The organism is Wolbachia endosymbiont of Laodelphax striatellus, from assembly GCF_007115015.1.
Taxonomy (GTDB): Bacteria; Pseudomonadota; Alphaproteobacteria; order Rickettsiales; family Anaplasmataceae; genus Wolbachia.
Window position 1 is genome coordinate 631704 of sequence record NZ_MUIX01000001.1, and the last position, 12837, is coordinate 644540.

Consider the following 12837-nt stretch of genomic DNA (forward strand, 5'->3'; position numbering starts at 1 on the left):
GTTACGCAGAATTAGCAGCTATTTTCGTTTTCTTATTCCTAAGGTACACTAATATGCTAACTATCGCTGCTGGAGTGATACCTTGTATTTGCTTCGCAATACCAATTGTTGCTGGCTTTATTGACTGCAACTTTTCTATCACTTCAGTTGACAAGCCTTTAATCTGTGAGTAGTTGAAATTAGTTGGAATTTGAGTATTAACTTCCTCTTGTAGAAACTTCATATCTGCTTCTTGTCTTACTAAATAAGGCTTGTATTTTGCTTCAATTGCAACTGCTTCATATATTTCATTCTTGGCTATGCTATCAGTTATAGTGTTATTCCAGCACATGACGCTGGAATCTACATTTTTTTCAGTGTCAACTGCATCCATTCTATCATCATTCAAGTACTGGATCCCAGTGTCAGCTACTTGGATGACAGGAAGAGGTGCTTTGGTGTTATGCAAGTAGCTGACACTGGAACCCATGTTTAACTCTGGCCATATTTCTCGTAATTTATTCCAGTCAATATTTGGATAACCGAGCAAATCTAATGCTGTTTTTCTTATTCCATCATAAGATATTTTAATGCCATAGGACCTGAGCTGCTCAGGAGTAATTGTTAGGCTCTCTAATTTCTCCTCAAGTTGCTTAATGGATTTAAGTTTACCCTGCAAAACAGAGTATCTCTCATGCGATACAAGGGAAATGTCATAACCTTTTTGTGTCAATCTTCTATCTGCATTATCTGACCTGATTGCCAGTCTATATTCTGCACGCGAGGTAAATAATCTGTAAGGCTCGTCAATTCCCTTAGTGACCAAGTCGTCTATCATTACACCGATATATGAGTCTGTACGATGAAGAACAAAACTTTTTTGAGATAAAGAGAGTGCTGCATTGATTCCGGCAATAATTCCCTGCCCGGCTGCTTCTTCATATCCAGTGGTACCATTAATTTGACCAGCAAAATATAGTCCTTTAATTTTCTTAGTTTCGAGAGTATGAAATAGCTCTCGTGGATCGATATAATCGTATTCAACTGCATATCCAGGTCTTAATATTTCTGCATTTTCAAGCCCTTTTATACTCTTTATCATTTCATACTGCACTTCGATGGGCAATGAATTTGAAATTCCATTTGGATATATAGTGTTATCATCAATCCCTTCTGGTTCTAGAAATATTTGGTGATTATTTTTTTCTGCAAATTTTTTAACTTTAGTTTCAATTGATGGGCAGTATCTTGGTGCAATAACGTTATCTAAATATGAAGAAGCTGATCTGTGAAGATTCTCTCGAATTACTCTGTGTGTATGTTCATTAGTATGAGTAATAAAACATGAAACCTGAGGCTGGTTAATTTTCTCTGTAAGATAAGAAAATGGTGTAGGTGGATTGTCACCCACTTGTTCTTGTAATACCGACCAGTTTATAGTGCCACGATCAAGCCTCGGTGGAGTTCCGGTACGTAATCTGCCCAGTTTAAAATCATACTTCTTTAGCGTGTTTGCAAGCTCTATTGCAGGTTTATCCCCCATTCTTCCAGAAGGAGTTGTTTGCTCTCCTATATGAATCACACCACGTAAAAAAGTCCCTGTAGTCAAAACAACTCTGCTTGTCAGTATACGTTCACCTGAGTCTGTTATTACAGCTTTTATATAAGATTCTCCATTGCTATCACTTTCGATAAGAAAATCGTCAACTGACTCTTCTTTTACTGTCAAGTTGTTATAATTTAGAATAATTTCCTGTATTGCTTTTTTGTATAATTTTCGGTCTGCCTGTGCACGTGGGCCCCATACCGCTGCGCCTCTGCTGCCATTTAAAACGACCGAGTGTATGCTTGCTCGGTCGATAGCTCTCCCCATTATTCCATCAAGGGCGTCTACTTCTCTAACTACAACACCCTTTGCAACTCCTCCAATTGCTGGATTACAAGACATCTCTCCTATAGTTGAAATTTTGTGAGTTATAAGTAGTGTGTTTGCACCAAGGCGAGCTGCAGCTGTAGCTGCTTCACACCCGGCATGACCGCCACCTACTACCACTACATCGTACTTATGCATCTTCTTGAGTAATTCCTACTCTATAATATTCCAACTATCAGTGATTGATGTCAAATTTTACAGATTACAACATTGCACACTAACTTAGCTCAAACTGCCGTCTCTCTCGCAGAAAAAACTTTTTCAACTTTGGGAAAGATGATACTTTTATTAACTTCTTCTTCCGGAAAGGTAATACATTCATCTACTTCTTCTTCCTGAGATATTTTGACATATGTAGAATCTGTAATCGAAATTGCACTTACTGCAGATGTAATTGCTGTTTTATCTGCACAATGCATTATAGCTACAGTTGCAAAAAGCCCTAAAATAGGTGCTATTAGACCTATTGTTGTACCTATAAATGTAAATCCTATTATTGGATTAGGAAAAATAGAAGCTGCACCTGCAGTAAGTGTAATTCCAATTATAGCACTTGCAGATATAGTAATACTCAAAATAATTGCTGCTTTTTCATGCTTTTCCCCAACAGGATCTCTTTTGCAAAACTTATATAGCAAACATGCTACGTGAAAAATCGCAATCAATGCTGGAGCTATACAACCAGCAATTCCACCTATGGCTAAAGGTGATGAAGTGTCAAAACTTAACCACCAAGCTAATACTCCTAGTGCTGACACTATACTATAAGCTAACAAACAAATATACATACAATCCCTCTCACTAATTAATAGGCATCATTTTTACTTTAAATCGCAAACTTCCCCTCCGCCATCTAAATACTAAAGCAACAAGGAATGCTAACGGACGTGCAAAAATATCTAATGTTTATATCTATGTAAAGTGGAGATTTTTAGTGGGGCGAGCGACCAGGATTGAACTGGCGACATTCAGTACCACAAACTGACGCTCTACCAACTGAGCTACGCCCGCCAAGGTATAAAATTTCTAACACACAAGCATAAATAGTCAATTAATTATTTAAGCTACCTACTTTTGCATAGAGTTTTAAGTTTAGCGAATAAACATTTTCATTTATGCTTTTAGCATTATAGTTAATCGTATTGAAATCGTGATATGTTTAAAAGTATTTTCACATTTAGTTTTTTTACAGCTATTTCAAGAATTTTAGGGCTAATAAGAGATGTATTGATTGCTACAGTTATTGGTGCAACTTCTCTTGCAGATATATTCTTTTCCTCGTTTCGCTTTGCTAATTTATTTCGATCGTTTTTTGCAGAGGGAGCATTTACTACCTCATTCATACCATTATACTCTGCAGAGTCATATGATAATAAAAAGGCATTTAATTTCGCAAGTAGTGTAATATCCATTACGTTTATTATTCTAGTAATTTTTTGCCTTATCACACAAACCTTCTTCCCTTACATGATCAAAATCTTCACTCCTGGATTTGACCAAAATAAATTTACCTTTACTGTAACTTTGTCGAAAATTATGATGCCCTACATAATCTTCGTGTCAATCACATCACTTATTGGTGGAATGTTGCAAGTAAAACAGCATTTTGCTTCAACAGCTATTTCACCAATCATTTTGAACCTCTGTTTAATCATCAGTTTGTTTTTACCTTACATTGAAACACCGGCTCATAACCTTTCTATAGCTGTCCTGATTGGAGGGATTTTGCAGCTACTTTTAATAATATTTAGTGCATACAAATTAAAGGCTTTCTTTTCTTTTAGTTTAGAATTAAGTAACGAAGTGAAGTTGTTTTTCAAGCGTGTGATACCTGCAATTATCAACAATTGTGTAATACAAATAAGTGTATGGATTGACACAATCATGGCGAGTTTTATACCAAATGCAGTTTCTTATATATATTATGCCGATAGACTAAATCAACTACCGCAAGGAGTAATTGGCACTGCAATTGGTACAGTACTTCTTCCTCTGATTTCAAAACGAATAAATGATACTGAGAATATAGTCAAAATACAGAACAAGGCCCTTAATATAGGGTTAATATTAATTATGCCAATAACTGCTGCTTTTATCATTATTCCTGACATAATTTTACTTACGCTTTTTTCTTACGGCCGATTTGATTATTATGCAGTGCAGCAAACTGTTCCTACATTAGTAGCATTTTCTCTTTCTTTACCCGCATTTATTATAAACAAAGTATTGCTACCCACATTCTTTGCTAGGGGAAAGCTAAAAATACCAACTATGTTCTCATTAACGTGCCTTGGAATTAATGTAATACTAAATCTCATATTAATGAACAAATACCAACATATAGGAATTGCTATTGCTACTTCCATTTCCACTTGGATAAATTCTATTTTATTGATTAATTATTTAACAATAAATAAGATGTATAAGATTAGCCAAGCATTATTACTAAATATTGTAAAAATTCTCACTGCAACATTGGTTATGTCAATAGTTCTTTATCTCTCTAATTACTTATCAGCAGGGTTGTTTTTCGATAGAGGGCTAGCTCGTATTGTTTATTTAGTAACTTTAATAGCTTTGAGTGTTATTATTTATTCTAGCACTCTTTACCTAATTTTTAGAGGAAATTTGAATAATTTGAAATATGTATAAATTACACCCTTTGTATTGCTATATGTCATTTCAGCTACTATTCCAATATCCACTCCTTTCATCCCAGTGCTTGACACTGGGATCCAGAAATTTTGTTGATTATATAATCTGGAAAACCTTATTTAAGTCACACTGGATCACAGTGTCACACACACAACTGTATAAGTGTTGTGGTTTGAGAGCAATTTCCACTGGGAACCCAGTGCTCATCAGACCAGCTTCTCATGTAAAAATGCTGTGTTTTAACATAAGAATAGCTACTTTTTTGCTAATTAACTTAATGTCTAATCAAATTTCCTGGATCCCAGACTGGGATGACAAGAAGAGAAGGGATGCTGGAATGAGAGGTCTATTATGAAACTTTCTTTATACGCCATATTATCAATCTCGTTGCTATTAATTCTCATGCACGTTGCTGCAACTTTTAAGGATTGGAGTGGCTACAGAGAATATATCGTAAAAGAGTTAGAGAAGACGTATGATGCTAAAGTACATGTTGGAGGAAAAATTGAAGTTTCGCTCATTACTCCAAAACTTACTATTCACAATGTATATGTACAATACAACAAAAACAAGGAGCAAAAATTATCAGATTTAATTAGTGCAAAAAAAATTGAAATAAGGCCATCGTTGTTTTCATTTTCATTGCAACCAAAGTCAATCTCATTTTTGGGCATGAAAAGCAACAAAGAAAATTTACTTAATATTATAAATACGAAAGCCAATGATAATATAGTTGATATATTAATAAAGGACAGCCAAATAAGTTTTAACGCCGATACTATTAACATCAAGGAAGTTGCTATAAAAAAAAATAAGCAGTTTTTTGGTGAAGTACAGATTGGTGACAACAATTACGATTTTTCTGGAAAGGTTAATGTCACAAAAAATAATGTACACATTAGTGTTGATTCAAATTTTGCAAATTTGCTATTTAAAGGTAATAGAAATCAACAGGGTAATTTAATACTGACAATCAATAACAGTTCCGGTTCTGTGAGCAATTTAGCAAAAATCATTAATCTTAGCTTCCTTTCTTATGTGATTCCCAGCGAAAATATTGAGATATCATCCAATATCAATCTCAATGAAAGCGAGTTTACGGCAACTGATTTAAAAATTGAGTCCAAAAGCATGCAAGGCACTGGTATAATACAAAATGATAGAAAAAGTGATCATACTAATATCAATATTAGTTTTAGTAAAGTCGACCTAAAAAACGGCTCACACAAAACAACAGATATGAAGGGTCTTTTAGAATCTTTTAGAGAGGTTGTGCCAAAGAACCTGAGCTTGGATTTTAATATGGAAGCTTCAAATATTCAATATCAAAACAGGATATTGGACAAATTTCATGCTACGCTAAAATTTGCTAATGGCGAAATAAACGTTGATACTCTTCTTCAGTTTCCTGGAACCAATAATATATCTCGCTTATCAGGAAAAGTTTCAAACAATGGCAACTTGTCTGAATTTAATGGTGATATATTGATAAAGGGTGAGTCGTTCATTTCACATATTTTACCTTCTATCAAGATGCAAGAAAGAGAGAAAAGTCAATTTACAGCAAGTTCTAAACTATATTTAGCACCTAGAATATTATCTCTTTCAGATATCAGATTGCTAAATAACAAAGAATCTTGGCAAGGATCAATTAAGGTAAATCACACAAAAAAACACAATATGATCGATAGCAAATTTAGCATACATAAAATTAATATAGATAAATATGATTATTCATTATTCAGCAAAGTGCAATGGCTGAAAAATCTTAAGTATGATGTAAATATAAGAACTAGTGTTAAAGATTCTATATTCAATGGTACAAAAATTGAAGATTTGGATTTTTCATTAAAAATACAAGAGAACAAGCTAGTTGCAGATAAAATAAAGTTATTCGGAGAAGATTTCGACATTACCGGTAGTGTAAAAATATTAGTGGATCAAAAATACACTAAGCCTTTATTAGACGTAAACCTTACAGGTAATAAATTTAATGGAAATATCTTTAAATTACCAAAACTATTAGAGGTAAAAAGAAACTCAAGAAATGAAATAAATCAAATTCAATGGTCAACAAAGCAGCTTAATTTTTTAGATGAGAAAGGAGATTTTGATGCAAACGTGCAAATCAAAACTACAGAATTTAAAATTGGGCAAAACGTCTTAAAAGATTTTAACTTGGATACAGTGATAAGAAACAACACTATCACTATCAAACAGATAAGTTACATACTAAAACATGGACAAATGTTTTTTCAGGGTTATCTAAAAGCAGGCTTAATTCACACAAAATTTTCTATTGCAAATTTGGACACCAAGGAAGTTATAGGAGTTAATAACATAAATGGCAAGATAAGCTTAAGTGGTGAAATCAAAACTCAAGGGACAAGCTTTGATGATTGGGCTAGTAACTTATCAGGAAATGTAAACTTTCAAGCACAGAAAATAGAGTTTACAAATGTGGATTTTAATTCATTCATCACTAAGTTGTTAAGCAGTAAGAATAAACCTGAAATTTCCAAGCTTGCTTACGTTGATATATATAATGGCAGTACGCTTTTTGAAAATATTAATGGAAAAGTAAGTATTAACAGTGGTGTATGTTCAACTAGCTCACAGTTTAGTATCGATCAAGCATCAGGTTCTATCTCTTCTAATTTAATCTTATCTAATTTCTCCTTAACTTCTATATTCAGACTCTTTTTCATACTACCAAATCATAATAGTCCTCTTTATATCGAGGCACACTTAGATGGCCCTATTTGGCACCCTAAGATGAGTTTTGATGTAGATCAAATCTTTACCACTTTATTAGTTAGCAAGAAAAATAGTTAACTCATTTAGATATAGGATTTAAGGGACCATCTATCTTTAAGTTAGACCTTAGTAAAAGATGTTCTACTCTCACCAATGATAAGACTGATTGATTGTTTGTACATTCTCAATGCTTGCGTCGCTGCAGCTTGTGCTTGGACTCTCTGTCTCTCCAAGCAATAAACGTGTTATCTCCCTATAGTCTTCGCGAACAGATAAATGTAAAACAGTAACATAAAAATTACTTGATGTATTAATATCTGCTCCTTTTTCAAGCAATAATTTTACCATACTTGTGTGGCCTGAACGAACAGCACAGTATAAAGGAGTATAACCGAAACGATTTTTTATATCAATATCTGCTCCTTTTTCAAGCAATAATTTTACCATACTTGTGTGGCCTGAACGAACAGCACAGTATAAAGGAGTATAACCGAAACGATTTTTTATATCAATAACTGCTCCTTTTTTAAGCAATAATTTCACTTGCTCTAAGCGATTTCTTTTAGCAGCATAATGTAAAGGAGTTTCACCATTACGATCTGCTGCATTAACATTCGCTTTGCATGGAGTTTCACCATTACGATCTGCTGCATTAACATTCGCTTTGCATGTCGATAACAATTCTATATGAGGAAGAGTAAATCGAGAATTACTTACTGAATTTTCTTGTTCTTGATACATAAAATACCTCTAATTTCTTACAGCTTAGTATAAATATCTACACTATATGAACATCAATTCAACTTATCATCAGGGTAATGGTAAAACTTTCTCCTTTTATAATGAGCATAGGCCTGTGTACATTACTCTAATTATGAGCTTGAGCAGCTGCTTGAAGTTGTTCAGCACTTGGATTATCCAAATTCCGACTTGGAAATGCCTCTATAATGTTCTTTAACTCTTTATCTGTTAAGTGATAAGTTACTTCGTCAAAAACTTGATGTAACACCCACAAATTAGAATTCTCTATAGCTGCTTTACTTTTATCCAATAAACCCCTTCTGTCCGATGCCTTATCAAATTGGCTTACTATCGTATCAACGTGTTCAGGAAATTCTGATATATACTCCAATGCGTCAGAACACCTTATTTCATCATATTCTCTACCAGAAAAATAACCTGCTAATTTATTCTCATCAGTCTCTCGCAGAAACTGATATAATGATATAGTGCTGTTACTAAGTTTAACGTCCTCCATCCTCTTCTTATAAGAATCCCAAAATTCGGACAATTCACTATTGTTAACAATACACTCTGGTTTCGTTGTGATACCACTATGTACCACAGCATATGCAATTATAGTTCTTACTACAATCGGTTTATCGCAATACCCTATGTGGTAATCATCACTAGCTACAATAGATAAAGGAGTCCTTCCTTTCTTGTCCACTGCATTAACATTTGCTCCTCTATCAAGCAGCAACCTTACTAATTCCTCCCGATTATACTTAAGTGCAAAATGTAAAGGAGTCATATCCAGATTATCTACTGCATTAACATTTGCTCCTCTATCAAGCAGCAATTCTGCTACCTCCACCTTGCCACTTTTAACTGCAGTATGTAAAGGAGTCCACTTTCGCCTTTCTACTGCATTAACATTTGCCCCTTTATTAAGCAGCAACTCTGCTACTTCCTTATGAACATACCTAACTGCAATATGTAAAGGAGTCTCCTTTTGCACAGTTGTTACTGCATTAATATTTGCTCCAGCTTCTATCAACTCCGTAATCTGCTGTATATTCTCTCCTTTAGAAGAATTCATTAATAGTTCATCCAATTCTCTTTGTTCCCTTTCATTCATAATTTACCCCACAATTTCATTGTAGTTAATTTAATATGCAAAAAAATAATATCAACCCAATTTATCACCACCGGGTAACGGTGGCAAGCCAAAAGCTTCTCTTTTTTCATTAAGTGTCATGAAGCTTGCGTTTTCCACGTATTTCCACATCTTTTGTCTTTTTTCCATTAGAATTTCTATCGCGTCTTTATCATATGACAAACATAAATCTTTACCAAACTTGGGCACTAGCCAAGAATTCAGGTGACAGATAATATTTTCTAGCGTTGGTAAAATCGTCTGTTCCCAAAGGGAAAGACGTGCTTCGATCAAATTGCTATAAGTATTATCACCTGGTATGCCAAGCAACTGCGGCGGAACGCCAAAAGCTAGCGCAATATCGCGAGCTGAGCTATGCTTGGATTCAATAAAATCCATATCCCTTGGTGATAAGCTCATCTCCTTCCACTCTAAGCCTCCTTCAAGCAATATAGGTCTCCCAGCGTTGACAGGACCTGAATAATGATCATTTATCTGCGCTTTTAAGCGTTGGTACTGCTCTTGACTTAAGTTTCCACCGCTTCCATCCTTTTCTGATTTCACAACTATTGCACCACTTGGTCTTGCTCCATTTTGCAGCATTGCCTGATTCCAAGCTCCCGCTTGGTTATGCTGATCTATACTATATGCAGCTGCCTCAATTGGTGATAGTCCATACCAATCATTCAAAGGGTTAAAGGTTCTAAGATGCAGTACTGTTGAACGCCCAGTCAATTTATCAACTCTAAAGTCATAACTGTTGTTATTTACGGTATAACGATAGACATAAGGAACGTTATTTCTTCCTGGAATAATTTCAACTCTATCGGGGCGCAGAAGATAAAGCTCTGTTGGTTTGTTCTGCGCCTCAATCATCAATACATAAGAATTGCCATTAACTAATCGATAAGTCACAATCCCTTCAATAAATTCCGATTTTGATGTCATTGGATTAGGAGAATAAAGTAACTTCAGTAATGGATGCGCTTTTGTGCGACGTGAAAGTCGTCTATTGAACTGTTTAGCTCTGACTAAACCGAGTGTTTTGCCACTCGTACCCTACTAAACTGTATAAGTACAGTAATGTCTTATGCAAAGCGTTTAGGACAATGAACCCGCCTGAAAAGGAGAAGTTCGGTCTGTGAAGAAGGACGATGCTATTAGTGTCAAGTTGGCACGGGGGCTAGGGTGAACGGTATGGATAACAGAAGTGAATGATCGTAAGCATCGTTAAGTCGAACAAGCCAAAGACACTGACAGGCTTGGACCAAAAGGTATGTGGTAGGTTATCGGAGTGAACGCATCTGATACGCAAACATAAACACCACCGGTGTATAGATCAATCCTAACCCGCTCGTTGTTTGATAGGTGGAACACGGAAATCCCATATATCCCTAGGAATTCAGTAAGGTTGATCGTGAGAAAGACCGATGGATATGTGGGTTTGGGAGTGTGGAAAAAGTGAACGCTCATCTGTAACGGATGAGATACAGGTTTAAACGTTACCTGGCTCGAAAGAGAACTGACGTCCACTACGGTCATCTTGAACAAGATTGTTTGTAAAACCTTTTAAGTGAGGAAAGCAGATGGTTACAGGTAAAATTGTAAGTGCACCTTCCGGTACGGCAGAACACTGGAATCAAATTAGCTGGTTTCAGTGCAGAAAAAATACTAGAAGGCTACAAGCTCGTATTGTTCAGGCAACAAAAGCTAGGAGATGGAATAAAGTGAAAACTTTACAACGCCTCCTAACACGTAGTTTTAGTGCTAAAGCATTAGCAGTCAAACGCGTAACTTCAAATAAAGGAAAATGCACAGCAGGTGTTGATAACCAGTTGTGGCAAAGCCCTTCAGCAAAATCTCAAGGAATTGCAAGCCTGAGGCAACGAGGATACCGCTCTCAACCTTTGAGGCGAATCTATATTCCTAAACCTACAGGCAGCAAGCGACCTCTTAGTATTCCCACTATGAAAGATCGAGCGATGCAAGCATTATATCTTATGGGACTTGACCCTATTGCAGAAACAATGGGAGACATTCACTCATATGGATTCAGAAAGTATCGCTCAGCGGCTGATGCAGTAAGTCAAATACACACAACTTTGGCAGGACGTAGCAGACCGCAATGGATCCTAGAGGCGGATATTAAGAAGTGTTTTGATGAAATAGACCACTGCTGGTTAGAAAACTCAATCCCAATGGAAAAGAGTATTCTCAGCAAGTGGTTAAAATCTGGATTCGTAGAAAAGCAAATGTTCCGTTCTACAATAGCAGGAACTCCACAAGGGGGAATTATCTCTCCTGTACTTGCCAACTTGACCCTTGATGGTCTCGAAAATGTTATCAGTAAACATTTCGGGAAGAAGGGTACAAGAAAACGCAAGAAATATGGTGTGCACGTGATCCGCTACGCGGACGACCTTATAGTAACTGGAAAATCAAAAGAAATCCTAGAGACTAAAGTCAAGCAGCTAGTAGAGGATTTCCTCAGCGACAGAGGGTTAACTCTATCCACAGGAAAAACCAAGATCACACACGTAGAACAGGGATTTGATTTTCTAGGTCAGACAGTACGTAAGTACAAAAAGAAGATAATCATCAAACCTTCAGCAGAAAGTACAAACCGACTTCTGAAGCGCATCCGGTGCTTGATTCGTAAGAACTGCGCAGCAACCCAAGAAAAAGTAATAGAACTGCTCACACCTCAAATTCGAGGTTGGGTATATTACCACAGGGGAATATGCGCAAGAAAAGCTTATGAGAAAGTGGATTCTGAGATTTTTAGAGCCTTATGGCAATGGTCAAAACGCAGACACCCTAACAAAGGCTTACGTTGGATTAAAGAGAAATACTTTAAAACCAAAGAAGCCAGAAGATGGTGCTTTGCAACATTAACTAATAAGGAAGGTACAGTTGAGTGGAAGGAACTCTTTCAAGCAACAAGCGTACCAATTCGTCGCCATAAGAAAATTCAAGCTGAGGCAAATCCCTACGATAAAGAATGGTATGCCTACTTTGAAAAACGTAGATCAAATAATCCTTCTCTTCATGAGGATGATAAGATATGATTAACGTTAATCCTAGTAAGGAATTTGAAATGCCAGAATATTTGAAGGAAAATGTTGCCGGTTCTCAAGAAAAGGACTTAAGATGGCTCGAGCCGTATGAAGGGAAACTTTCAAGTACGGTTCCTAGAGGAGGGTTTAGTGGAAGATATCTTAGTCCACTAAACTCTTACTCGTTCAGTTGTGATTTTCCCTGGTCAGTAAGCTGGCAGAGAGTAAAAGGTACCGAAGATGCAGCACTTGCGATCATATTAATTGCTCGAAAGGCAATGACATTTTTTATGTAGCCTTCCTCAGCAAAACTTGCATAATCGCGCCTACTCCAACTTGGTTCCATCATTAGTTGCAAAGCAGAGTATTCACTGCTTTTCTTTCTTTGAAAAATGTTAAAATTCATATGTGCCTCCTGAAAATTTTGTTAAAAATTTGAAATTATAGTTGAATTAATATGAGCTGTTAGAATAGCTGAAACTGGTTCCTTTATGATGATGTCATCCCAGTGCTTGACACTGGGATCCAAGAATTTAATTGTAGATAGCGCACTTAACTGGTGAGCATAGCTGTTTTAT

8 protein-coding genes, 1 tRNA gene and 2 pseudogenes are annotated in these 12837 nt (G+C 36.0%); 4 read left to right on the forward strand and 7 right to left on the reverse strand.

Translation table 11 applies throughout. The annotated features are described in order from the left end of the window. Position 1 precedes the first annotated feature (1 nt). The 3 genes from mnmG to BVG17_RS02900 form a co-directional block, all read right to left on the reverse strand. Positions 2-2050: a tRNA uridine-5-carboxymethylaminomethyl(34) synthesis enzyme MnmG gene (mnmG, locus tag BVG17_RS02890; protein ID WP_063630700.1), complete on the reverse strand. Its 2049-nt coding sequence runs from the start codon at positions 2048-2050 to the stop codon at positions 2-4. Between the two features lie 89 nt (positions 2051-2139). Beyond that, positions 2140-2700, reverse strand: a complete 561-nt coding sequence (locus BVG17_RS02895; RefSeq protein WP_063630701.1) for a hypothetical protein — start codon at positions 2698-2700, stop codon at positions 2140-2142. Positions 2701-2847: 147 nt separating this feature from the next. Further along, positions 2848-2923: transfer RNA gene (locus BVG17_RS02900), tRNA-His, on the reverse strand. Positions 2924-3067: 144 nt separating this feature from the next. Here BVG17_RS02900 and murJ point away from each other — a divergent pair. Beyond that, a complete protein-coding gene (gene murJ, locus BVG17_RS02905; RefSeq protein ID WP_063630702.1) occupies positions 3068-4564 on the forward strand; it encodes a murein biosynthesis integral membrane protein MurJ in 1497 nt (498 codons plus the stop codon). Between the two features lie 354 nt (positions 4565-4918). After that, positions 4919-7402 (forward strand): AsmA family protein, encoded by a 2484-nt coding sequence (locus tag BVG17_RS02915; RefSeq protein ID WP_063630704.1) that lies wholly within the window; start codon positions 4919-4921, stop codon positions 7400-7402. A gap of 69 nt (positions 7403-7471) precedes the next feature. On the opposite strand, the gene BVG17_RS02920 is transcribed toward BVG17_RS02915, so the two are convergent. From BVG17_RS02920 to BVG17_RS02930, 3 genes and pseudogenes are all read right to left on the reverse strand, one after another. After that, positions 7472-8065: an ankyrin repeat domain-containing protein gene (locus BVG17_RS02920; RefSeq protein WP_143688844.1), complete on the reverse strand. Its 594-nt coding sequence runs from the start codon at positions 8063-8065 to the stop codon at positions 7472-7474. Positions 8066-8192: 127 nt separating this feature from the next. Next, on the reverse strand, positions 8193-9185 hold the full coding sequence (locus tag BVG17_RS02925; RefSeq protein WP_063630706.1) for an ankyrin repeat domain-containing protein: 993 nt from the start codon (positions 9183-9185) through the stop codon (positions 8193-8195). 51 nt (positions 9186-9236) lie between these two features. Continuing rightward, positions 9237-10193 (reverse strand): annotated as a pseudogene (locus tag BVG17_RS02930) (phage portal protein); the annotation flags it as partial. A gap of 596 nt (positions 10194-10789) precedes the next feature. On the opposite strand from BVG17_RS02930, the gene ltrA reads away from it, so the two are divergent. Together ltrA and BVG17_RS08790 are read left to right on the forward strand one after the other, a co-directional pair. Beyond that, the gene (ltrA, locus tag BVG17_RS02935; protein WP_143688845.1) at positions 10790-12271 is read left to right on the forward strand and encodes a group II intron reverse transcriptase/maturase; all 1482 of its coding nucleotides are present in this window, start codon (positions 10790-10792) and stop codon (positions 12269-12271) included. Further along, positions 12268-12555 (forward strand): hypothetical protein, encoded by a 288-nt coding sequence (locus tag BVG17_RS08790; protein WP_162848918.1) that lies wholly within the window; start codon positions 12268-12270, stop codon positions 12553-12555. Before ltrA ends, BVG17_RS08790 begins: the two co-directional genes overlap by 4 nt. On the opposite strand, the pseudogene BVG17_RS09500 reads toward BVG17_RS08790, so the two are convergent. Continuing rightward, positions 12447-12665 (reverse strand): annotated as a pseudogene (locus BVG17_RS09500) (phage portal protein); the annotation flags it as partial. The gene BVG17_RS08790 and the pseudogene BVG17_RS09500 overlap by 109 nt on opposite strands. Positions 12666-12837: the final 172 nt, after the last annotated feature.